General features: G+C 38.3%; 19 protein-coding genes. 6 read left to right on the top strand and 13 right to left on the bottom strand.

The genetic code is table 11. The features are described from left to right. Position 1: 1 nt before the first annotated feature. Positions 2–1213 (top strand): Tm-1-like ATP-binding domain-containing protein, encoded by a 1212-nt coding sequence (locus ABN099_RS04800; protein WP_349462542.1) that lies wholly within the window; start codon positions 2–4, stop codon positions 1211–1213. A 16-nt stretch (positions 1214–1229) separates the two neighbouring features. Then, a complete protein-coding gene (locus ABN099_RS04795; protein ID WP_349462541.1) occupies positions 1230–2057 on the top strand; it encodes a phosphoenolpyruvate hydrolase family protein in 828 nt (275 codons plus the stop codon). Positions 2058–2141: 84 nt separating this feature from the next. Here the strand turns inward: ABN099_RS04795 and ABN099_RS04790 are convergent, their stop codons facing one another. Beyond that, on the bottom strand, positions 2142–3041 hold the full coding sequence (locus ABN099_RS04790; RefSeq protein ID WP_349462540.1) for a diaminopimelate dehydrogenase: 900 nt from the start codon (positions 3039–3041) through the stop codon (positions 2142–2144). A 199-nt stretch (positions 3042–3240) separates the two neighbouring features. Between ABN099_RS04790 and ABN099_RS04785 the strand changes: the two genes are divergently transcribed. Beyond that, positions 3241–4581: an MATE family efflux transporter gene (locus ABN099_RS04785; protein WP_349462539.1), complete on the top strand. Its 1341-nt coding sequence runs from the start codon at positions 3241–3243 to the stop codon at positions 4579–4581. 59 nt (positions 4582–4640) lie between these two features. Here ABN099_RS04785 and ABN099_RS04780 read toward each other — a convergent pair whose 3' ends face one another. Together ABN099_RS04780 and ABN099_RS04775 are read right to left on the bottom strand one after the other, a co-directional pair. Further along, positions 4641–5543, bottom strand: a complete 903-nt coding sequence (locus ABN099_RS04780; RefSeq protein WP_349462538.1) for a hypothetical protein — start codon at positions 5541–5543, stop codon at positions 4641–4643. 111 nt (positions 5544–5654) lie between these two features. Continuing rightward, on the bottom strand, positions 5655–6260 hold the full coding sequence (locus ABN099_RS04775) for a hypothetical protein (protein WP_349462537.1): 606 nt from the start codon (positions 6258–6260) through the stop codon (positions 5655–5657). A gap of 456 nt (positions 6261–6716) precedes the next feature. Here ABN099_RS04775 and pepT point away from each other — a divergent pair, with 456 nt between their 5' ends. The 3 genes from pepT to ABN099_RS04760 all read left to right on the top strand — a co-directional run bounded on the left by pepT (position 6717) and on the right by ABN099_RS04760 (position 11372). Beyond that, positions 6717–7970 (top strand): peptidase T, encoded by a 1254-nt coding sequence (gene pepT / locus ABN099_RS04770; protein WP_349462536.1) that lies wholly within the window; start codon positions 6717–6719, stop codon positions 7968–7970. Beyond that, positions 7967–9334: a C4-dicarboxylate transporter DcuC gene (gene dcuC / locus ABN099_RS04765; protein WP_349462535.1), complete on the top strand. Its 1368-nt coding sequence runs from the start codon at positions 7967–7969 to the stop codon at positions 9332–9334. The genes pepT and dcuC overlap by 4 nt, the downstream gene beginning before the upstream one ends. A gap of 715 nt (positions 9335–10049) precedes the next feature. Further along, on the top strand, positions 10050–11372 hold the full coding sequence (locus ABN099_RS04760) for a serine dehydratase subunit alpha family protein (protein WP_349462534.1): 1323 nt from the start codon (positions 10050–10052) through the stop codon (positions 11370–11372). A gap of 222 nt (positions 11373–11594) precedes the next feature. Here ABN099_RS04760 and yjiA read toward each other — a convergent pair whose 3' ends face one another. The 10 genes from yjiA to dnaX all read right to left on the bottom strand — a co-directional run bounded on the left by yjiA (position 11595) and on the right by dnaX (position 24343). Further along, positions 11595–12569, bottom strand: coding sequence for a GTPase (yjiA, locus tag ABN099_RS04755; RefSeq protein WP_349462720.1), 975 nt, complete (start codon positions 12567–12569; stop codon positions 11595–11597). 22 nt (positions 12570–12591) lie between these two features. Beyond that, positions 12592–12798 carry a YbdD/YjiX family protein gene (locus ABN099_RS04750; protein ID WP_064719079.1) on the bottom strand — a complete coding sequence of 69 codons (207 nt, stop codon included), beginning with the start codon at positions 12796–12798 and terminating at the stop codon, positions 12592–12594. 68 nt (positions 12799–12866) lie between these two features. Beyond that, on the bottom strand, positions 12867–15017 hold the full coding sequence (locus ABN099_RS04745) for a carbon starvation CstA family protein (RefSeq protein ID WP_349462533.1): 2151 nt from the start codon (positions 15015–15017) through the stop codon (positions 12867–12869). 624 nt (positions 15018–15641) lie between these two features. After that, on the bottom strand, positions 15642–18149 hold the full coding sequence (locus tag ABN099_RS04740) for a TonB family protein (RefSeq protein WP_349462532.1): 2508 nt from the start codon (positions 18147–18149) through the stop codon (positions 15642–15644). Between the two features lie 16 nt (positions 18150–18165). Next, complete coding sequence (locus ABN099_RS04735; RefSeq protein ID WP_349462531.1) at positions 18166–19689, bottom strand: protein kinase domain-containing protein; 1524 nt, start codon at positions 19687–19689, stop codon at positions 18166–18168. Further along, entirely contained in the window at positions 19689–20438 is a 750-nt protein-coding gene (locus ABN099_RS04730; protein WP_349462530.1) for a PP2C family serine/threonine-protein phosphatase, read from the bottom strand. The genes ABN099_RS04735 and ABN099_RS04730 overlap by 1 nt, the downstream gene beginning before the upstream one ends. After that, the gene (locus tag ABN099_RS04725; RefSeq protein WP_349462529.1) at positions 20438–21121 is read right to left on the bottom strand and encodes a vWA domain-containing protein; all 684 of its coding nucleotides are present in this window, start codon (positions 21119–21121) and stop codon (positions 20438–20440) included. Before ABN099_RS04725 ends, ABN099_RS04730 begins: the two co-directional genes overlap by 1 nt. A gap of 250 nt (positions 21122–21371) precedes the next feature. Continuing rightward, positions 21372–21977, bottom strand: a complete 606-nt coding sequence (gene recR, locus ABN099_RS04720; protein WP_349462528.1) for a recombination mediator RecR — start codon at positions 21975–21977, stop codon at positions 21372–21374. Further along, positions 21977–22306, bottom strand: coding sequence for a YbaB/EbfC family nucleoid-associated protein (locus ABN099_RS04715; protein ID WP_064719073.1), 330 nt, complete (start codon positions 22304–22306; stop codon positions 21977–21979). Before ABN099_RS04715 ends, recR begins: the two co-directional genes overlap by 1 nt. A 54-nt stretch (positions 22307–22360) precedes the next feature. After that, on the bottom strand, positions 22361–24343 hold the full coding sequence (gene dnaX, locus ABN099_RS04710) for a DNA polymerase III subunit gamma/tau (RefSeq protein ID WP_349462527.1): 1983 nt from the start codon (positions 24341–24343) through the stop codon (positions 22361–22363). Between the last annotated feature and the right edge of the window lie 121 nt (positions 24344–24464).

The raw sequence follows: 24464 nt of genomic DNA, 5'->3' as shown, positions 1-24464 counted from the left end.
AATGAAACAGTATTCTGGTTCTATTTATATTGCGACGACGCTTGATACTAAAAGCGCTGAAATTTTTTATGTCAGTGAATTAATTAAACAAGCAGGCCTTCCTGTTAAAACCGTCGATTTGACAACCAAACCCACGGCATTAGCAAGAGAAGCTGATGTCACTGCTTTAGAAGTCGCAAGCCATCACCCTGAGGGGAAAGATGCTGTATTTTGTGGCGATAGAGGCAGAGCAATTGCGGCGATGTCGGTCGCGTTTGAACACTATTTAACTCACTGTGATGATGTCTTAGCCATTCTTGGGCTAGGCGGCTCAGGGGGGACGGCACTGATTACACCAGCAATGCAATCTCTGCCAATTGGTGTACCTAAATTGATGGTATCTACAATGGCTTCCGGTGATATTTCCGGTTATATCGGTGCCAGTGATATCTCAATGATGTACTCCGTAACCGATGTATCCGGCTTAAATCGTATTTCTCGTAAAGTGTTGAGAAATGCAGCTAATCAAATTGCCGGCGCTGTCTATTTTTATCAAGAAGAGCACGTTGTTGATAAACCTGCTGTGGCATTAACCATGTTTGGTGTTACCACACCTTGTGTACAACAACTGACTCAAAAACTCGAAACTAATTATGACTGCCTTGTTTTTCATGCAACAGGAAGTGGCGGTAAAGCCATGGAAAAACTGGCAGACAGTCACCTACTTCATAGCGTACTTGATCTTACAACAACAGAAGTATGTGATTATTTGTTTGACGGAGTGCTTGCTTGTGATGAAGACCGTTTTGGTGCTATCGCCCGCACTAAAACCCCTTATATAGGTTCTTGCGGTGCATTAGATATGGTTAATTTTGGTAAACCTTCTAGTGTGCCTGAGAAATATAGAGGGCGTCAGTTTTATCACCATAATGCACAAGTCACCTTAATGCGTACAACACCAGAGGAAAACCGCCAATTAGGTATTTGGATCGCTGAGAAATTAAATCAGTGTGAAGGTCCTTTGCGGTTTGTATTACCACAGGGCGGTTTTTCAGCTCTGGATATTGAAGGTGGCCCATTCTGGGATCCACAAGCAAACCAAGCGTTTTTTGATGCATTTATAACAACATTTAAAGAGACAGAGACTCGTCAATTAGTCATCAGTCCTTATCACATAAACTCAGCTGAATTTAATCAGCAAATTTATGATTTACACCAGGAACTTATTTGTTAACCACGGAGAAAGAAGAATGACTCATTCACGTGAAGTGTTACTAGAAAAATTCAATGAAATGATTGCTCGCCATGAACCTATTATTGGTGGTGGTGCAGGTACTGGGCTTTCAGCTAAATGCGAAGAAGCGGGTGGTATTGACCTTATCGTGATTTATAACTCAGGTCGTTATCGCATGGCGGGTCGTGGATCTTTAGCGGGTTTGCTTGCTTATGGTAATGCCAACGAAATCGTTATGGATATGGCGAAAGAAGTTTTACCTGTAGTAAAACATACACCTGTACTTGCTGGTGTTAATGGTACCGATCCATTCTGTAATTTCGATAAATTTTTAGATGATGTAAAAGCAATAGGTTTTGCTGGTGTGCAAAACTTCCCTACTGTTGGCTTAATTGATGGTAATTTCCGCGCTAATCTAGAAGAAACAGGTATGGGTTACGGACTTGAAGTCGAGATGATCCGCAAAGCGCACGAAAAAGGCTTATTGACCACACCTTATGTCTTTAGTCGTGAAGACGCGATTGCAATGGCAAAAGCGGGTGCTGATATTATCGTTCCACATATGGGTTTAACCACAGGTGGTAATATTGGGGCTGAAACCGCATTAACATTAGCGGATTGTGTACCATTAATTAATGACTGGGCTAAAGCGGCAAAAGCAGTACGTTCTGATGTGATTGTACTTTGTCATGGTGGTCCAATTGCCACACCGGAAGATGCGCAATATATCCTTGATAACTGCCCAGATTGTCACGGTTTTTATGGTGCAAGTTCAATGGAACGTTTACCAACTGAAGTGGCATTAACAGCAACAACCAAAGAATTTAAAAGTATTAAACGCTAATTCCAAATCATCAAGTTTGCCTAAGCGTTAATCCTATTGCCCACTTTATGTGGGCAATATTTTATGCAGCGACTCTTAACGCAATTACACTAATTTTGCGATCAGCGAATTCAAATCACCCGCTAAGAAGTTAACTGGTGGAATTTCAATGACGGTATAAGCCCCTGCTTGCTGTTTCATGCTAGCTCTTGCCGCTGAAACCATAAATTGAGAGGTTAATGCTGGATTGTTAATTCGCATTGAATATTCAAATAACTGATTATGTGTTTTTCCTGATACGCCTTTATGTGTCATCTGCACACCATGACCAACATCTTTTAAGCTATCAACACTATCAACTTGTTTAATATGCGTTTCATCAGAAGAGAAATAACTATCTGCTTTTATCGCTTTTTCTACAGCATTAAAATCAGCACCCGCTTCTAACTCAACATAAACCATACGACGATGAACACCTGTACCTAATGGTATCGTCATTGAAAGCGCATCTTTTACTCCATCAATCGCTTTAGCCGCAACACTATGCCCCATACTCATACCTGGACCAAAGTTGGTGTATGTAATGCCTTTAGGTGCCATTGCTAGCATTAGTGTACGAATAATCGAATCCGAACCAGGATCCCATCCAGCAGAAATAACCGCAACACTGTCATGCTTTTTAGCAACACTATCTAACTCTGTTTTTAATGCGACTATTTCACTATGAACATCAAAACTATCTACCGTATTAATACCTAGCGCTAAAATAGATTTGGCTAACGCTTTAATTGCTCGTGTTGGAGAACAAAGTAGCGCAACATCAACATGCCCTAATGTTTTAATATCATGAGTAACGGTAATATTTTGCAGTTCTTCTGGAATATTCGTGCAATCACGACGAACAACACCGACTAATTCAAAATCTTGAGCCGCATTTACCGCTTCTAAAGCAAATCGACCAATATTGCCATAACCAACAATGGCGACTTTTATTTTCGTATTCATCTTTTCCCCTGTACAAGATATTAATCATCTCTTAATAAGAATAGTGATTAAGATTCAATGAATAAACCATATAATAATTTTTTTTGCCAGATATTAATTAATTACACTATTCCAGTATAAGTAAACCATGTAGAATCCAAATTTTCCCACTGATTATATTTACAACACTTTTTCACTCTGTTTTTTAAGAAGGTTTTCAATGCATCAGTCTGATGTAGCGGATCGTTCGCTTTATTCTCTTAGCTGGCCAATATTTATTGATATATTTCTCCATCTCGCCACGCTATTAATCAATACTTACATGATAAGCCACGTTTCTACGGCTTATTTAGCTGCAATGGGCGTGGGTAACCAAGTCTTTGACCTTTTTATCACTATATTTAACTTTATTAGTGTGGGATGTAGTGTCGTTATTGCTCAATATCTAGGCGCGGGCAAACGAGAAAAAGCCAGTCAGGCAATTCATATTTCTATCGCATTTAACTTCTTGCTCGGCTTTATTAGTGCCGTTGTTATTCTTTTCTTTGGCTACCGTATTCTTAATGTAATGAATACGCCAGAGCATTTAGTACAAGATGGCTACAATTACCTGCATATTCTTGGTATTTGTCTTATTCCTGAAGCTATTTCCATCATTTTAGCGGCATGTTTACGTGTTTATGGTAAATCGAAAGCCGCTATGTATGTGACATTGATTGCCAACATTGTTACCGTTATTGGTAATATGATTGTGCTCTATGGCTTCTTTGGTTTACCACAATATGGTTTAGTGGGCGTTGCTTGGTCTACTGTCGTTGGTCGTATCATTGCTGTTGTTCTACTTTGTGGATTATTGTTCTACGGCTTACGTATTAAGTTTGATATAAGACTTTTAGTTATCTGGTCTAAGAATATGTTAGGGAAAATCCTACATATTGGTTTACCTGCTGCAGGTGAAAACCTAGTGTGGATTTTACACTATATGACAGCCTCTGCATTTATTGGCTTAATGGGTGAAGTGCCTCTTGCAGCACAAACACTCTATTTCCAATTGTCATTATTCTTAATGCTATTTGGTATTGCGATTAGTATTGGTAACGAAATATTAGTGGGGCATTTAGTCGGTGCAAAACGATTTGATGATGCCTATATTCGCGGTGTTAAAAGCCTTAAAATGGGTGTGATTTTTACTATTATTGTTGTGATTATTTATTGGTTTATGCGTGATCCTATTCTTTATTCAATTACAGATGATCAGCGTATTATTGACCAATTATTACCATTGTTTATTTTGTCGGTCTTTTTAGAGCCGGGTCGTACTTTCAATATCGTCATGGTAAACGCCCTACGTGCTGCGGGTGATGCGCGTTTTCCACTGATCACCGCCGTCTGTTTTATGTGGGGTATCGCAATTCCTGTGGGTTATTTCCTCGGCATTAAAATGGAGATGGGCTTAATTGGTATTTGGATTGGTTTTCTTTGTGATGAGTGGCTACGTGGTCTAACTAATGCGTGGCGTTGGTATTCTCGCAAGTGGCAAACTAAGCGTTTAGATCTTTAAATACGAAAAAGCCTGATAATAATATTGTCAGGCTTTAACAATAGGTCCCTACTTAAAAATCAAATAATACCTTCTTTATCATATTTAGCTAACACTAAACTAATTATCGAATTTGAAATATTATTAATTCTTTGTATATCTTTGTTTTTTAAATAACTGATATTTTTAGAATACTCTTGTGATATTTTAGAAAAAAGATTAGTCATATAGTAATTATTATCATCTTTTCTTAAAATCAACTCACTCAAGGGTATTTCATTCATTTCCAAAAGAAGTTTATTTTTAAAACCAGGGGTTTCAATTAGATTTGATAAATTTATTATCATTTTTGTTTTCATTTTCAAAAAATCACTTTCTAATACATTAATCTCTTTATTAATTAATTCATTTATTTCCAAAGATATAAAATCATCACTTTCTTTTATTAAATTCGTTAAAGAAACATACCGATCAAATTGATCTGCATAAATATTATTTAATTCCTTGTGACTATTATAACTCATTATTTCTTCATCAATTATTACTTTATCTATTATTAATTCATTAACAATGTCGTCATTAGTTATTATTTTATTTTTTTTAGAATAATTAATAATCTCATTGATATCAACGTAATCTGAATCTGAATCTAGATATGGATCTGAATCTAAATCTGAATCTGAATATAAATCTGAATCTGAATCTGAATCTGAATCTGAATCTGAATCTGAATCTGAATCTGAATCTGAATTATAAATTTTTCCTTTCAGGTAAGCGCTTTTACCACTCATATCCATATAAATGGGTTCTTCTACCACATTTGCAGATTCCCTCACTGAATATTTAACATCAAAAAATTTATTTGATGAATTTTCTATTGATAATACCGAATTTTGATTAATGCTGAGATCAGTATCTGATATATAATTTGATAAACTTGATAAATTTCTTTGTGATATGGTGCTTGTACTATTAAGGTACATAATTACTACCCTATTAATTTAATGTTATCATTATTCTATAGTTTACTTTCTATCCTTCTATCATTTATCTACCATACGCAAAATTGATACCTTTAAAGATTTTATAAAAAATCAATCTCTATACAAAATATTATCAATAGCATTATTGATATTTTCTAATAGAAAAAACTTATAAGAATCAATGGAGTGAAATTTTACTTTTATTTTTTCATCTGCATTTAATATAGTCTCTAACATTGATTGAAAAAAAGAGTTTTTGCTTTTATTTAAAGAATTTTTATCACCTTGAAACACTATATTTTTAGTGTTTATATTTAACTCATTCTTAAATTTGGTAACTGTATCTTTATCTAATGTTGTATCTCTCTCCAAGCTTTCAACAATATCATTAATCACACTTTCTTTTATTTCATCACTTTTTAACTTTCTTAAGACATAAGCGAATTTATTATTAATAACCTCATCACTTTTTATTTCTTCTTTGTTCAATGATGTTTTTTTATTCTCAACTAAATTAATTTCATTCTCAAAACCTGATATGCTCTTTCGCAACCCGATTTGATTTATATTTTTATTTAAAATAGGATTAATAAAACTGACAATTGTATTGTAGCAACCCACTATAATTCCACTTAAGTTACTTTTAATTTTATTACTTTTACTTTCAATATTAGTTATTGCTGAAATAGTACTTCTAACAAAATTATTAATATACATAAATCCTCCTAATTATATCAAGAGGATATATGTATGTCATAGTGACTTTCTATCAATAAGTCATACTTTTTTCGTCATTTTTCTCAGTTTAATAACAAAAAATCAATAAAACATAATTGTTTAAAATAATAATTCATTTAAATAAATGATTGATTATTTTCTACCAATAAATATCTTATGTTTAAATTTGTTTTTTTATGATGAAGATCACAAAAAACATCAAGATAAGTTAAAAAAAATAACGTCAACTACAAAAAACACGATTTTTATTAATAAATAAAAAAACAAAAATTAAATATTAATCAACATTAAACTTTTTTTATAAAAATAATTATTTTTCCCTAATTCCCTATTGGTTTTTTTATGATACAAGTAGGTGTTGCCCTTTCCAATAAATGAGACAACTAAGCTTTAACAGAGAAAATACAAAAAAATCAAACGCAATGGAGTCGAATAATGAATCTCGTTGAACGATTTATTTCTTATACAAAAGTTAACACCACCACAAATAGGGAAAATGGCGCAGCTGGTATTATGCCTTCATCAGAAGGTCAGCGAGTGCTAGCGCTAAAATTAGTTGAAGAATTAAAAGCTTTAGGTGTCGAAGATATCAAAATCCGTGATACAGCAATTGTTACAGCGACACTTCCTTCAAACCTTGATTATGATGTCCCTACGGTTGCCTTTTTTGGTCATCTAGATACGAGTGCTGAACAAACTAACGATACAAAAGCACAAATCCTACCTTATAAAGGTGGTGACCTCTGTTTAAATAAAGAATTAGATATTTATCTACGCCAAGGCGAGTTTCCTGAATTAGAAAACTATATTGGTGATGACATTATTGTTACTGATGGCACAAGCCTATTAGGTGCTGATGATAAAGCCGCTATCGCCTCAATTATGGATATGCTGCAATATTTCAAACAAAATCCAGATGTAAAACATGGTACTGTGAAAATCGGCTTTGTTCCTGATGAAGAACAAGGTTTACGCGGTGCTAAAGCCTTTGATGTAAAAGCGTTTGGTGCTGATTTTGCTTATACCCTCGATTGCTGTGGGATTGGTGAATTAGTGTATGAAAACTGGAATGCCGGTGATGTTGAAATTACCTTTACAGGTGCTTCCGCACACCCAATGTCTGCAAAAGGTAAACTGAAAAACTCACTATTAATGGCTCACAAATTTGTCGCTATGCTACCTGGTGGCGAAGCACCAGAATATACAGATGGCCGCGAAGGTTATTATTGGGTAAAACAATTAGCCGGTAATAGTGCTCGTACTGTATTAAAAATGGATGTGCGTGATTTCACCGAAAAAGGCTATGCGCATCGTATGGCATTTTTAAAACAGCTTTCAGAATATTGTGAAGGTTTATGGGGTGAAGGTTCTGTCGTTTGTAAACAAGCAGACCGTTACGCTAACGTCTTTAATAGCCTACAAGGCGATAATAGCTATCCTATCGATATTGCCGTTGCTGCTTATGAAGCCAATGGAATTACACCACGTCCAATTCCAATGCGTGGTGGTTACGATGGCGCAGCATTGTCTCAAAATGGCTTACCTTGCCCTAATATCTTTACGGGTGCTCATAACTTCCACTCAATTTATGAATATCTGCCTGTTAAATCACTTTATGCTGCAAGCGATGTACTGAAATCTGTCGTACAAATCACCGCTAAACGTTTTGCCCCTGGAGCTAAAGCATGATTCAAATCCTTGCGGTTTTAGTTGTTGTAATTATTGTCGCTAGGATGATTTTAAAGGGATATAAAGCCGAGCCCGTTTTATTAGTTGCTGGTTTAGTGCTAATGGCGCTAACAATGGCATTTGGTTGGGGGGATATTTTACCTAAAAATGTCAAAACAACAGGAATTGGCTGGTTAGACCCTTTTGAAGTAATGCGTGATCTCTTTAGTAGCCGAGCCGCAGATTTAGGTCTGATGATTATGGCACTGATGGGATTTGCTCATTATATGGATCATATTGGTGCAAATGAAGCCGTTGTGCGTGTTGCAACTCGTCCATTGAAAAACATGCGTTCACCTTATGTGCTGCTGTTTTTCTCTTTCTTACTGGCGAGTATTTTACAACTTGCGATACCTTCAGCAACTGGGTTAGCCGTTCTGTTAATGGGTACTATGTTCCCTATTATGATCGGTCTAGGTCTATCACCGGCATCTGCTGCGGGTGTTATCGCGACATCATTAGGTGTTGCTTATACACCAACCGCTATTGACGCAATTCGTGGTGCTAAAGCAGTTGATCTAGGTGTCGTCGAATATGTGCTTTACTATCAAGGCCCTGCGGCTATTGCAACCGTGTTGGCTGTTGGTATCACCCATATATTCTGGCAACGTCACTGTGACCGCAAATCAGGGTTTATTCCTCAGTTAGGTAAAATCTCTGAAGAGGCTAAAAGCAATAAAAACGTACCTGGGTTTTATGCCCTACTGCCAATGTTACCGATTATTATGGCAGTCGGTTCATCTAGCCTGTTTGTTGTTGGCATTAACCTTGATGTTGTTACTATTGTATTGATCTCAATGGCAATTTGTATGCTAATTGAAACACTACGTCTACGTGACTTCAAATTAGTTTGTGCTGGCTTCCAACATTTCCTAAAAGGGATGGGTTCTGCGTTTAGTAATGTGGTGGGATTATTAGTTGCAGCAGGTGTTTTTGCTCATGGTATTAAGGTGAGTGGCGCAATAGATAGCTTAATTGTTATGGCTGAATCTGTTGGCTTACCTCCTTTTGCAATGGCGTTAGTGTTCGCTATCGTCACATTAGCAGCTGCAATTATTATGGGTTCAGGTAATGCACCTTTCTTGGCATTCGTTGAGCTGATCCCACAAATCGCTCATAGCATGGGAGTTAACCCAATTGCGATGATTTTACCAATGCAACAAGCGTCACATATGGGGCGCGGTATGTCTCCTGTTGCTGGTGTTATTATTGCCGTATCAAGCGGTGCTAAGTTACAGCCTTTTGATGTTGTTAAGAGAACGGTAGTACCGTTAATGGTTGGATTTGTTTTCCACTGTACCGTTATTGCTATTTTCTATTATTAATAGATCAATCTGGGGCAATATTTATTGCCTCAGATTATTTTCAATTAATAAACATATTAAAAATAAGCGACCGTATTTTATGGCTAATGCTATAAATAACAAATAATAGAGAACTATTTAAATATCATGATAAAATTCTATTTATAATTTTTATTTACAATATTATAAACATAAGAATATTAACAAAATAACAAGGAGTTATTCTTATACTCACCTAAAAAAACAGAATAGTATTCATTGTGTTAAAAAATGGTGCTTAGTAATCGGTTCTCCACTCATTGCCATTTATTTAACTATTTTGAGTTAGCCCACATTAAGTATGCTTATTATACTAGCAATAGAATGATTTATTCATTCTATTGCCTTTTATTTTAACTTTATATTAGTATATTATTTTTATTACATAATTATATAAAACAGTTCTCTCTATTAAATGTTTATTAAACATGAGCAATAATTATTAATAACCTTCAATCAAAAATATCAATCGCCTATTACCTCTACCATTACTGATAAACATACGCTCAAATCTATCATTACTCTCATAAATAAAAATTTTTTCCAATTCGCATTACTCGGAGAGTATTATTTTCTTAATATTTACAAGAAAGTAGGAAATTCGGGAAAAACTTTCTCTGCTAAATTCAGTATGATGAAGAATACTAAAAAAAGAATAACCCCTTGAAATTTCATATAGTTTATTGGATGCGATGCGATGAAAGAACAATTATCCTCTCGTTGGAACACATTGATAGCCGCAGTTAAACAACAAGTAAAACCCGCTTTAGGTTGTACTGAACCTATTTCTCTTGCATTGGCAGCAGCAAAAGCGGCTAGCTATTTACAGCACAACATTACCCGAATTACCGCCGAAGTTTCTCCTAACTTAATGAAAAATGGTATGGGTGTTACTGTACCAGGAACTGGAATGGTAGGATTATCTATTGCTGCAAGTTTAGGTGCTATTGGTGGTGATTGTGAAGCCGATTTAGAAGTACTAAAACATGCCACACCTGAAGATGTAGAAGCCAGTAAAGCGCTTTTAGCATCAGGGGTTGTCAGCGTATCGATAAAAAAAGAGTGCCAAGAAGTTCTTTACTCTGAAGTCACTATTGAAGATGGCGAAAACAGTGCAACAGTTATTATTGCGGGTAATCACACCAATATTGTTAAAGTTATTCATAACGATAAGGTTATTCTTGATAAAACTAATAATAACGCACAACAAGCTGCATCTCCTTGCCAAATAAAAGAAGCACTTACAAATACCAACACTCAAGAAATTTATGAATTCATTACACAAGTCCCCGCTGAAGAGATAGCATTTATTCTTGAGTCTGCTCACTTAAACGATGCACTATCAAAAGAAGGTTTGAGCAATACTTACGGCTTACATATTGGTCAAACATTACAACGCCAACAACAACGTGGATTGCTCGCCAAAGATCTATTATCCGAGATAATGATCCGTACCTCAGCCGCTTCTGATGCACGTATGGGTGGGGCTATTTTGCCTGCAATGAGTAATTCTGGTTCAGGTAACCAAGGAATAGCGGCAACCATGCCTGTTGTTGTTGTTGCCGAATACTTAAAAGCAGATGAAGCTAAAACGGCAAGGGCACTGATGCTTTCGCATCTGTTAGCTATCTATATTCACCATAAATTTCCTGCGTTATCGGCGTTATGTGCAGCAACAACAGCATCTATGGGTGCAGCTGGTGCTATTGCATGGTTAATGGAAGAACGTTACGAACCAATGGCAATGGCTATCAGTAGCATGATTGGTGATATTAGCGGTGTAATTTGTGATGGCGCATCTAATAGCTGTGCAATGAAAGTATCAACAGGTGCAAGTGCCGCTTATAAAGCAGTTTTAATGGCATTAGATAATACTTGTGTAACGGGTAACGATGGTATCGTGACACATAATGTTGATACCACAATTGAAAACCTTTGTGCGTTAGCCAGCCGAGCAATGCAACATACTGATGTACAAATTATCGAGATTATGGAATATAAAGCCGTTGTTAACGGTTAATTAACTCTCACTATGTCATAAAAAAAGCACCCCATAATGTTGGTCATTATGGGGTGAAAAATAAGATCCTAGGAACAGGATCCTCCTCAAGTTAGGAGCTTCTTCAATATTCGTTTACTGCTATTTACTGTCATTACTGCTATTTACTGCCTACGAGACTACGGTACGGTTACAGCCACTTCTTACTTCTCTTTCTAACACTTACTACAGGTATTTGGTTTATTAGCAGATTTCTGTGCTATTCATTAGTGCGTCAAAACTTGCTCTAATTTCGTCTTCTGGCAGTTGAATACCAATAAAAACGAGTGTGCTTTCACGCGGTTCATCATCACGCCAAGGTCTATCCCAATCTGCACTATAAAGTCTTTGTACGCCTTGGAATAACAAGCGATTAGGCTGCTCTTTAATATTTAATATGCCTTTGTAACGCAACAGATTATCCGCAAAGCTAAGTAACAGTTTTTCCATTACATCTGAAACTTGTTGCAACTCAACTGGGTAGTCAAATTTCAAGACAATAGAGCTAATATCATCTTGTTTTTCAGCCTGAAAACGAAATAAAGGCTGTTTTACCTCTAAGCTATCGCTCAACATAAAACCTTTTACGTTAAACAATAACCCTAAATCTATTTGCCCATTAATTACGGTATAAACCGGCGCTCGTGCATTCATACGTCTTAAGCGAGCAAGGAGTTCTTGAGATGCTGGTTTAACATCAGTTTTGGTTAATAAAAGACGGTCTGCATAACCAATTTGTGATTGGGCAATAGTAAATTGGTCAAGTTGCTGCTGAGCATGAACATTATCAACTAAGGTAATAATGCCATCTAATAAATAGCGTTGGCAGATGATTTCATGTGAGAAAAAAGTCTGAGTAATTGGACCAGGATCTGCCATACCAGTACATTCAATCACTAATCTATCAAACTCAATTTCACCACGGTCAAGGCTGTCGCAGAGATCAAGTAAAGTGTCTTCTAGTTCATTGGATTTACTACAACAGATACAACCATTGGTCAGTGTTTTGATTTGAGTCGCTCGATCACCAATGATTTCATCGTCGATAGGCACTTCACCAAACTCATTTTCAATCACCGCTATTTTATAACCATGCTCTTCATTAAGCATGTGACGTAAAAGTGTTGTTTTACCTGAACCTAGAAAACCCGTCAGTATTGTGACCGCAATAGGCGCCATCATTTGTCTCCTTTACCGATTATTAGCAACAGCGAAAACCACCTTTACCATCTCCGCCGCCATAACGTGCTTCTTGGCGTTCACGGAAAAACTCGTTATAAGTCATAAATGGCTTATCTGGGTGATTATCTTTCATATGCTGAACATAGTTGTCGTAATCAGGAATACCCACCAGCATACGTGCAGCTTGTCCTAGATATTTTCCAGCTTGTCCTAAATTACCAAACATACGTTTCTCCTGAGATAAGACCCCGTACCAGCAAGCCAGTACGGGGTGACATAACCATCTACCTTAGATTAGTGACCTGAGGACACTTTAACGTCTTTTGGCATAGGTACATAGGGTGTTTCTTCATCTGATTTTTCTGGGTTTTTACGTGCTTGCATTGCAGTACGGAAACCGTAGAAAATAATGCTATAAACAACCACTAAGAACAGAATACTTAAGCCAGCATTGGTGTAGTTATTAATGACAATATGATTCATATTGGTAATTTCTGTTGCTGTTAACTCAGCACCACCCGCTAAGATCTTCGCTTTGTATTCACTTGCTAGATAGAAGAAGCCTTCCATTTGTGGATCATTACTAAAGAGTTTCAATCCTAATGCCCATGTAGTACAGATTAATAACCATACTGCAGGAACAACGGTAACCCAGATGTATTTAGTGCGTTTCATCTTAATTAAGATAACGGTAGCTAATACTAGCGCAACAGCGGCTAACATCTGGTTAGAGATACCGAACAGCGGCCATAAGCTCTTAACACCACCTAATGGGTCGACAACACCTTGGTATAACAGATAACCCCATAAACCAACACAACCTGCAGTACCAATAATACCAGCAATTAAGGAGTCAGTTTTTTTCAAGAATGGAACAAAGTTACCTAACAAGTCTTGTAGCATAAAGCGACCAGAACGTGTTCCTGCATCAAGCGCTGTCAGAATAAATAACGCTTCAAACAAGATACCGAAGTGATACCAAAAGCCCATATCAGCAGCAGGGATAATTTTATGGAACACCATTGCGATACCAACAGCTAAGGTTGGCGCACCACCAGCACGGTTCAGTACAGAAGGCTCTCCGATATCTTTAGCCGTTTGTAAAATCTCATCTGGTGATATCACAAAACCCCATGAACTTACGGTTGCAGCGGCATGAACGGTTGCCTCTCGTAGTTGACCCATAATCACTGCCGTATTTTCGCCACCTAATTCATGCAGGTTTGGCATTGTGATACCTAATCCTGCTGGTGGTGTATTCATTGCAAAATACAGACCCGGTTCAATGATAGATGCAGCAACTAACGCCATGATTGCAACGAATGATTCCATTAGCATTGCACCATAACCGATAAAACGTGCATCCATTTCGTTTGCGATAAGTTTAGGTGTTGTGCCTGATGCAATCAGAGCATGGAAACCAGAAACCGCTCCACAAGCGATGGTGATAAATAAGAATGGGAATAATGCGCCTTTCCATAATGGACCCGTACCATCAATGTACTGAGTAACAGCAGGCATTTTCAGCTCAGGGTTCAGAATAACAATACCAACCGCTAAACCAACGATAACCCCAATTTTTAGGAAAGTTGCTAAGTAGTCACGTGGCGCAAGGATAAGCCACACTGGTAATAGTGCAGAAACAAACGCATAGCCAATCAGACCAAAGGTAATAGTGGTATCTTTAAAGGTTAATGCAGGTCCCCAATAAGGGTCGTGAGCAATAACACCACCAAACCAAATCGCAGCTATCAACAATACAATACCAATAACTGACACTTCACCGACGCGACCAGGACGGATATAGCGCATATAAATACCCATAAACAGGGCAATAGGTACTGTTGAACAAACGGTAAATACACCCCATGGGCTTTCTGCTAATGCTTTAACAACAATAAGTGCAAGCACCGCTAGGATGATAATCATGATCAGGAAGCAACCAAACAAAGCGATAGTACCCGGAATAGGTCCCATCTCTTTTTTTATCATCTCCCCCAAAGAGTTACCATTACGGCGTGTTGAAATAAACAGCACCATAAAGTCTTGTACTGCACCAGCAAGTACAACCCCAGCTAATAACCAGAGCGTACCAGGTAAATAACCCATTTGCGCGGCAAGAACTGGACCAACTAAAGGACCCGCACCTGCGATAGCCGCAAAGTGGTGACCAAATAAAACATAACGGTTAGTTGGAACGTAGTTCAAACCATCATTATTAATAACTGAAGGTGTTGCTCTAGTTGGATCCAACTTCATCACTTTTTGAGCGATATAAAGACTGTAGTAGCGGTAAGCCACCAGATAAACAGCAACTGAAGCAACAACTATCCATAATGCACTGACGTGTTCACCACGACGTAGCGCAACAACTGAGAGACAAAAAGCACCAATAATCCCTAGGATCACCCAAGGTACGTGCTTTAGAAATGCATTTTTGTTCATGAGACACCTTTTTTTCAGGCAAGACCGAACAGCCAAAGAGTAATGCGGAACAGCCGAGAATAATTTGAGCGAATATGAGAGACGACTGCCCGCTGCTACATAATAAGAAGAATGACTCGTTAATGGAGAGATTAAATCCCTCAGCGGTTGTATAACGAATTAAGCGGTCTGTTTTCTTCTTTAAGTGGTTATAACATTTTGTAAAGCGTGTTTTTTTGTGATCTAGATAACAATTTTATGACTTTCAATAAGTTAGGAAACGACTAAATATAAAAAAATCTTCCCTTTTTTGTCATTACTACGGTGAAACAGCCTTAGCATCAATATCAAGTTATGGGGTCATATCGCCCACTTTAAGATAGGAGCGTTTTCAGGCGTATACACTTTAGGGAATATTTAAGAACTTGCTTTAATAAATTGAACAGGAATAACATTTCCTTTTAGCGTTCGTTAAAACGCCAATGATAAGCAGTATTACCTGCCATATTAACAACTTGCAGGTACTGCTGCCTAATTTGATCATTATTACAGAAGGAATACCCTTAGCATCAATGTCGAGTTATGGGAGCATATTGCCCATTTCAGGATAGGAGTGCTTTCTGGCGAAAGCACTTTAGAGAGTATTTAAGAACTTGCTTTCATAAATTGAACGGAAATAAGTGTCACATTTCCTTTTGGTGTTGCGTTAAAACGCCATTGATAAGCCGCATCAACCACCGCATTATCAATTTGTAAATTGCCACTGCCTGATTTGATCATTACGACAGTAGGAACACCCTTCGCATCAATATCGAGTTGTAAAATCATGTCGCCCATTTTAGGCGCGCTTTCTGGTACATTCACTTTAGGGACAATTTGAGAGCTCGCTTTAATATTTGCAGCAGAAAAATCGATACTGAATACGCGGTTAGACTCTTTAATATCAATTGTATTTAAAGGAATACGCGCTATTTTACTATCAGGATTGGTTGCTGGAATGGGTCGCTGAGCTAACTGAATTTGCGTTAACTCATTACTGAGATAATCATTTTCAACATCACTTTTAGCATTTGTAGGTAGATAGCGCATATCCATTCTTGCTCGTAATGTTTGATAGCGATCTAAACGGACACCCTCTAACGTATTCATCACCATTCTCATTTCTAGCATTTGCAATACAGAAGCTATCTCTTCTGTTGATTTTAACTGCGCGGCTTTAGCAAATGCCCCAGCGGCAAGTTCAGGATCTTCATCTAACCATGTAATTGCCCAACCTAGCCAAACATCTTCACGATTAGGAGTCAGTCCAATTGCCTGTTCAAAGTGATGACGAGCTTTAAATAGCAAACCTTGCCAATATTTTTTATCTTGAGGATAAATATCTGGCTCTTTCGCAAGGTTGTTTGTCCCTACGTTGTAATATTGCAATTCAAAGCGAGCAACCATTCTAACAACATCGTCATTATCTTGATGCATAACGAGTTTTTCATTTAAAAAATCTAAACTATTATTCCAACTTTCGTGGTTATTCTCACCATTTGGTAATGTTTGTAACTCTTTTAGGATTGTTTGTAATACAGCCCGTTTTTCTTGCTGTTGCTTATATCCTGTTTGATAAGAAGAGTAATATTCATTAGTTGAACGATATGTGTCTTGCGCCTGATTTTTTTCAGGTGCACGTTTTTGCACTTGTTTAAATTCATTTTCAGCAGTAGAGATAGCTGCTGTATCTTGCCTTGCATACGCTCTTGCTAATTTTTCTATCGTTGGCTGTTGCTCAACAGTATATTGCCCGAGACCAAGGCGTGAGCTCTCAAACTTTACGGTTACACGCTGTCTATAACCGTTTGAGGTTGGCATAAATCGCCAAGGAAGTGCAATTTTTAATGCTTCATAATCAAAGCTTTCAATACCGCTACTTCGTTGGATCCATAACCCAGAAACCCGACCTTGAGCATCAACATCTACAGATAAAATTACATCTGCATAAGGAATATATTGGTTAATTAATGGATAACTTACTTCAGTCAGATTTTGTATTTCGTTAGGTGATTCAACAGTAACAATGCCAGGATGCTCTTTTTTCGTCATCGAATGCATGGCTACAGAAACGGTATATTTACTGTTAACGATATAGTTAAGCATTAATCGTTGATTAGCTAACGCTGTGATTTCTGCTGGTGGCGTCATTTTTTGCCGATAGTAACGCTCTTCGACCACCCTAGCTTGTAATATTTGATAAGCTTGCTGCTGCTCTTTAGGTAGTTCAGCAACAACTTTTTTAAGTAATGTTTGTAATGATTGACTGTGATAGCCGCTCTTATTGCTCTCTAGCATATCAGCAACCATCAATGTGGCAGTTGCTTTCTCTAAATCAAGATTAGCTTGGCTTTTTACAATATGAGTCAATGCTATTGTTTGCCAAGCTTCGACCATCAGTGGCGCTGATAACAATACGTTAATACCCGTGAGTTCTAGCTGAGGATCATTGGGTGTAAAAAGTGATGACAACGCCTGAGTTATCACTATTTCTGGCTGAGTTAATAACCAATCTGCGTAAAAAGCGAGGGTTTTAATCGCCTCTTTTTGTATTGTCGTCTCTTTTTCGCTGGTTAAATAATCCGCTTTTGCCGCGGTTGCAGCAGTTAAATCTTCAGCTAAATAATTCAGTGCAGGTAAATTTTTTCGTTGTGTATTGAGCTGGTTAAGGTATTCCATCGCCTTTTGTGGTTTAGAAAAGATTGCTTTATTAATATTTTCTTGTTTTTCCAAAGCACTAAGATGATAAGCACGCCATTGATAAGCAGCAATATCCTGTAACACTGTACGACGACGATTTTCTAGCTCTGAATGTGGAATAATAGTCAGCGATACCGAAACGGTCATAAACACCACTAAGGTAGCACCCAAAAGATAAAACCCATTTTTACTGCGCCATGATTGCAATAACATCACAATCATCATAATTAACGAACCTAACCATAATCCCAGCAGGAAGTTACGTTCATCAAAAATGATTGATGATGGCAATATTTGGGCATTAACCCCATCAATGGCATTTAGGATAATCATTAAAAAAGCAGGCAACCAAAAAGGCAGAAGCACAGTTGGGAAGATAAGCAGTAGAAGCGTATATTTAAGATATTTATTCATATTATTCCTCCACTGATTAAGGTTTTCTTTTTAAAATCGACATGGAAGGAACAACAAAAATAAGCAACAAAACGACGGCAACAATCATTAAAATCATGACACTTAAAAATGCCACAAACCACTGTTGAATATAATCATCTTTTAAAAGCTGGTTTATCCACTCAAAACCATCTTGGCTATTTGCCCCTTGAGGCATAAAAAACATCAACAGTAGTCCAAAAATAACAGGGATCACCATAGCTAAAAAGGTATGAGAAATAACCCTAGGAATTTTATTAAGAATACGTTTAGCAGCGATAACAAACGCGGGTGTAGGTAGCGGTTGTGTTGGAAGTGTTGGCATCACCACGTTAGGAGAAGCTTGCCTTACATTGGCATTCGCTTTATAAGCACGTTTTTGACGAGCTTGTTCTAATTGTGCTCTGTTTTTCTTTTGTGTTATCGCAACTTGTTGTAATTGGGTCTCTCTTGCACAAGCCGCACACGCTTTACCTGAAAAGTGCTGGTGGTTGTTATCATTTTTACACACCAACATCTGCTGTTTTTCAGGCTGCGCATAGTCATAAAGCGCATTCGCCCATGCTTTAGCACTTGGTCGTTGAGAGGGTGCGCCAGAAAAGGCTTTATCAAAAAGTCGGCGGAGTGTATCAGGAAGATGCTTATGACCACTCACCATATTTGGCGTAATTAGATTATGGGCTTTTATACCATAGGCATAAAAATTCCCTGCTATGCGCCTTGGAATATCGGTGGGCACAGTGTCATTTTTTGGGCTACCACTGAAAGGATGGATACCAAAATTCAATAACTGAAAAATAATAACAGCTAATGCAAATCGGTCTTGCCGCTCTTCTTGATTTTCAGGCACAACCTGCTTGTTTTGGAATTCAGGAGCCAAATACTCAACCGTAAATTGCCCTGCTGGATAACGTGTATTTTCACCTTGAATACTAAAACCATCACAATCGAGCAGAGACATATACAAACTAGCTTTATAAAACCGTAAGTTAAGCGGCTTCATATCAATAACACGGTGTCCTTGCTGATGCAGTGCATCAATCAGAGAACATAGGTTATAAGCCAAACTCACTTTGGCACCCATTCCAGTAGGTAATCCATGGGCTTTTGCTTGTCTTTCTTGCAGAATATATTCTAATTCGATGGTATTTTTAACATCCAACTCAGGCATAACAAAGCCGACAAATTGCTTTTGATTATTGTATAAACGAGCTTCAGGCCATGCGAGTTGAATAATCGGGGTATTATTTACTGTGACGGGTTTTAATGTAGGTTTTAATGCCTGCATTGCGGTGATTTTTTTCAGATAATAGGCTTTATCAATTTTATCGTGATAAATCTTAGATACCTGTTTGGGGGCGTTGTTAATATGACTAACACTACCCGCACCACCACTTTTTATCAGTTTACCTATCTGATAAATCGCGCCGCTTTCATCTTGCAATTGAATAGATGATGCTTGATTAACTATTGCTGCATCTACTTTTTGTATATTGGATTTTTTCTTGCTTGCCTTCGCCACTACTCTTCATTCCTAAAGCAAACAACCAGTGTTTTATCATCACCAGTAATTGAGTGAGTGCGGGGATCTGATAAAGTGCCAGCTAATGCTTCACTTCCTGGATCTTCAGAAACTGTTTTCAAATAGCGTATTACAGGCTCAATAAAAGGCTCATACAGGGCATCACCGCTTTTATTCATCGCAAAAGGCTGTACACCATCAGACATTAAAACAACTTGGGTAACTGGTTTGGTTAATGGAATAACGCGTAGATGTGCTTGCCAGCTTTCTGATGTCACAAACCATGTTTGATTAGCATATTCGCCATTTTCAGGTTGTGAAACATAGCTAGAGCCATCGCTGAACTCAACAACCGCAATGCCATCACCTAAATGAAATAAATAGCCACCTTCATCGCCTATCCAACAAGCAACTAATGTTGACGCATATTCGTTAAGGGAACACTGTTTTATTTCTGCATATTCAACAAGTTGTAGGCGAATATCTTCAATTAGTTGATGCACACCTTGCTTTACCTGTTTTTCAGTCAGCAGATAGATATCTGGCCATTCGGTAATTCGTAGCGTAAATAGCCGAGAAACTAACCTTGCACCTTGATCACTATAGCGCGAAGACCCCGCACCATCACAAACAGCAGCAATTAAATATTCGCCTTTACGGCGAACAAAATAGGCATCTTGACACGGAATTTGGCGCTCTTGATGAGCGACACCAATAACAGATGCCCCATAAATTAACCAATCATTCATCAAACAGGTACACTCGCCCAAGAATCAGTAGAAGGAAGTTGCGCAGTACCACCCGGCGTTGACTGTGAGACAACTTGCATGCTGGCACTTAACCATAAAAAGAGCTCTTTAAATTGCAATCCTTTCAGCATTTTTACACCATTGATGCCATTACGTGTAAAACTGCCCATGATCTCAGCACTTGCGCCCTCAACCATAATAGGGAAGATAGCCACTTTCTGACTCTCTTCAGCTTGGCGACATGAGTGCGCTGCTTGCTCCCACATATCAGTTGGTGCGCCATCCGACATTAAAAATAACCAAGGGCGCGTATAAGCAACACCCGCTTGCTTAAATCGCTGTTTTTCAGCTTCAATTTCTTCTAATGCTAAAGAAATAGCTTGTCCCATTGGTGTTGTGCCATTTGCTTCTAAAACGGGCGCGGTAAAGTCCATTGCGTCACTCCAATCACCATGAACGGTACATTGGTCATATCCGCCATATTCGATAACAAGAATACGCACACGTTTAGCCGCAATAACGTCATTTTTGAGCTCTTGTTCTAGTAACTTCAGGCCTTCATTTAATTGTTGAATAGGTTCGCCATACATACTACCTGAGCTATCTAACACCAAAATAAGAGGCGTTCTTTGCTCGCTGTTATCAACTAAAGCTACGTCAGGGATCATTGGATGCTCCATCATTAAGTCATTCCTTATTAACATGGTTAACAATGTAACATAAAGATATTGAATTCATTAGAATGAAAAAGGTTATCAAGTAAAGATAAAGATATTTCTGATAAACCTAAAGATTTTTTGCTCTAAAAAAAACGAAATAAATAAAAATGCGAAGTATTGCACAGAATAAAATTGTACCTATGAAAAAAAACACCTTTAGGTATTACCCCAAAGATGCTCTTAAATAAATTATCATACTAATTAACTAGATGATTTAATAACGGATCTTTTGGCGTCCAGCAATAGAGTGTGAAAGTGTTGTGCCATCAACCATTTCAAGTTCGCCACCAACAGGAACACCATGAGCAATTCTGCTCGCAGTAATATCATATTGCGCGCAGATTTCCGCAATATAATTGGCTGTCGCTTCACCCTCAACTGTTGGGTTTGTGGCTAAAATAACTTCTGAAATAGTCTCTTGGCTTAAACGCTCTTCTAGTCTATCTAAACCAATATCCATCGGACCAATACCGTCTAAAGGCGATAAATGCCCCATTAAGACAAAGTATCGACCAGCAAACTGCCCTGTCTGCTCGATAGCATGAATATCAGCGGGGCTTTCCACTACGCATATCTGTCCATTTTGCTGACGTCGAACATTACTGCAAATAGTGCAAGACTCTTCTTCAGTAAAGGTTCGGCAATCACAACAGTGACCGATTTCAGACATTGCTCGCGTTAACGCTTGTGCTAATCGCATACCACCGCTTCTATCACGTTGAAGCAGTTGAAAAGCCATTCGCTGCGCTGATTTTGGCCCAACACCGGGCAAACAACGCAACGCTTCCATTAATGATTCAAGAAGTGGGCTCGTTTGCATTAGAATGGCATCTTAAAGCCTGGTGGTAATTGCATTCCGTTAGAAACAGATGCCATTTTTTCTTTTTGCGTTTCGTCAATACGACGAGCTGCATCATTAAAAGCAGCGGCAATCAGATCTTCTAACATCTCTTTGTCATCTTCTAGCAGGCTAGGATCGATTTCAACACGACGGCAATTATGAGCACCATTGATAGTGATCTTCACTAAGCCAGCACCGGATTCACCAGTGACTTCTAAGCTCGCGATCTCTTCTTGCATCTGCTGCATTTTATCTTGCATTTGTTGGGCCTGTTTCATCAGATTACCCAAACCACCTTTTCCGAACATAATTGTCTCTCTTTGTAAAAGCCACACTGTATCTATTTATACAAAATGTTGCGATTAAACAGGTCGGATACTCTCTTCATCCAGTTCAGCATCAAAATATTGCTGCAATGTTTGAATTGTTTTATCCGTAATAATCGATTGGCGAGATAACGCCAATTTTTCATCATAAATGGCTTGCCGCCATTCCAGTGGTGTTTTAACCGCTGGTGAGTCATCTTCTATAATTGTGAGTGAAATTGCTTTTCCATGCAATTCACTTAACGCATTTGTGAGTGTACGTAACGCATTTGCAGAATTTAAATGTTTCTGTTTAGTTCGTAAATGCAAAATAACTTCGTTTTCACTTACCGTTTCTTTATACGAATTTAATGCCAACTGCTGAATCAATTTTGGCAGTGGCATTTTCTCTATTTCGGCCGCCCATGCATCTCGTTCCCATGACTCTTTAGCAATTTTAGTGGCAAGCTCTGGTGTTTTTTCATATTCGAGAACTTCTTTGATCTCTTTAGGCGAAGAAACAACATTTTGGGTAGATTCTATTTCTGGGTTTTGTGGTCGCCACTGGTAAGCTTCTTTTTTCTTTTTTCCAGAAGCAGAATTTGACTGACGATGTTGAGCGACAACGTGTTGCCGTTTTTCACTTACGGCTGCTAGCCGCTCTAATGCACTAGCAGCCGGCTTCGCCTGTCGGGGCGTCGCCGGTTCAGGCTTTTTTGGCGGGGTTTTCTGTTCAGTTCCCCTTATCGCCTGTCGTGCTCTTAGCAGTTGTGCTGTTGGGCTATCGCCTAATGCGGCATTATTTTCTGTAGATAACGCGTTTTGAGGTGCTATTTGTTGAGTATGGTTATGCGCCATTTGTGACGCATAATGGCTAGATACTCGACTTTCTGACGATGAGGTTGAAGGTAATGTTTGCACTAATGGTGCTGAATACACTTCGTCAATTACCGTTTTAGGATGAAATGCCAATGCTCTTAGCAGTGTCATTTCTACCCCCATACGTCTATCTGGCGCGTAAGATAACTCTTTTCGCCCCACAAGCAGCGTTTGATAGTAAAGCTGCAAATCTTGAGGTGATACTGATTTGGCTAATAACCGTAAACGCTCTTGAGTAAATTGTTCTTGTGGCTTTTCTTCGCTAGGTAATAGCTGCAACATCGCAATTTGATGCAGTAATGAGAGCGTTTCAACTAAGAAATTTTCCCAATCAGTGCCTCGTGAGGCGACTTCATTCACCAATGCCATTACCTGTTGCCCATCGGCTTTAACAAGCGCTTCAATCAATGCAAGGGGTTGTGCATCGTCAATAGTACCTAACATTTGGCTGACGACTTCAGCACTAACAATACCTTCACCACTCGCAATGGCTTGGTCTGTTAAACTTAATGCATCACGCATACTGCCATCAGCTGCGCGAGCGATCAGTTGGCGTGCTCTTGCATCGTTTTCAATATGCTCAGCTGACAACACTTTTTCTAATTGCGTTGCAATTTGGTCAATATCTAAAGCGCGTAGATGAAATTGCAAGCAACGCGATAAAATCGTGACAGGTAATTTTTGAGGATCAGTTGTAGCGAGTAAGAATTTAACGTGCTCTGGTGGCTCTTCTAGCGTTTTTAATAGCGCATTAAAACTATGACGCGATAACATATGGACTTCATCGATAAGATAAACCTTAAAGCGTCCACGAGCAGGTGCATATTGAACGTTGTCGAGAAGTTCTCGCGTATCTTCTACTTTTGTTCTTGATGCCGCATCAATTTCAATTAAATCAACAAAACGACCTTGTTCGATTTCAAGGCAATTAGCACATTGACCACAAGGTTTACTTGTAATACCTGTTTCACAATTAAGCCCTTTGGCAAATAATCGGGCGATAGTGGTCTTTCCGACACCGCGAGTACCAGAAAAAAGATAGGCATGATGAAGTCGCTGATGATCAAGACCATTAGCTAACGCAGTCAATACATGACGTTGACCGACAACATCGTTAAAAGTTTGTGGGCGCCACTTACGGGCAAGTACCTGATAGCTCATTGATTCCGCTAAATTTGAACGAGATTTATCTCTATGCTAACACAGGGAAGACCTCTTGAGCGAGATTTGTAAGAGACAAATGAGATATTGATGAAGTTAACATCAGTGATTAGCTTAGAGA

This window comes from Proteus hauseri, assembly GCF_040139125.1.
In the GTDB taxonomy this organism is placed as follows: Bacteria; Pseudomonadota; Gammaproteobacteria; order Enterobacterales; family Enterobacteriaceae; genus Proteus; species Proteus hauseri_B.
Note: the sequence above shows the minus strand (reverse complement) of the source record. Positions and strands in the feature narration are given on the sequence as shown.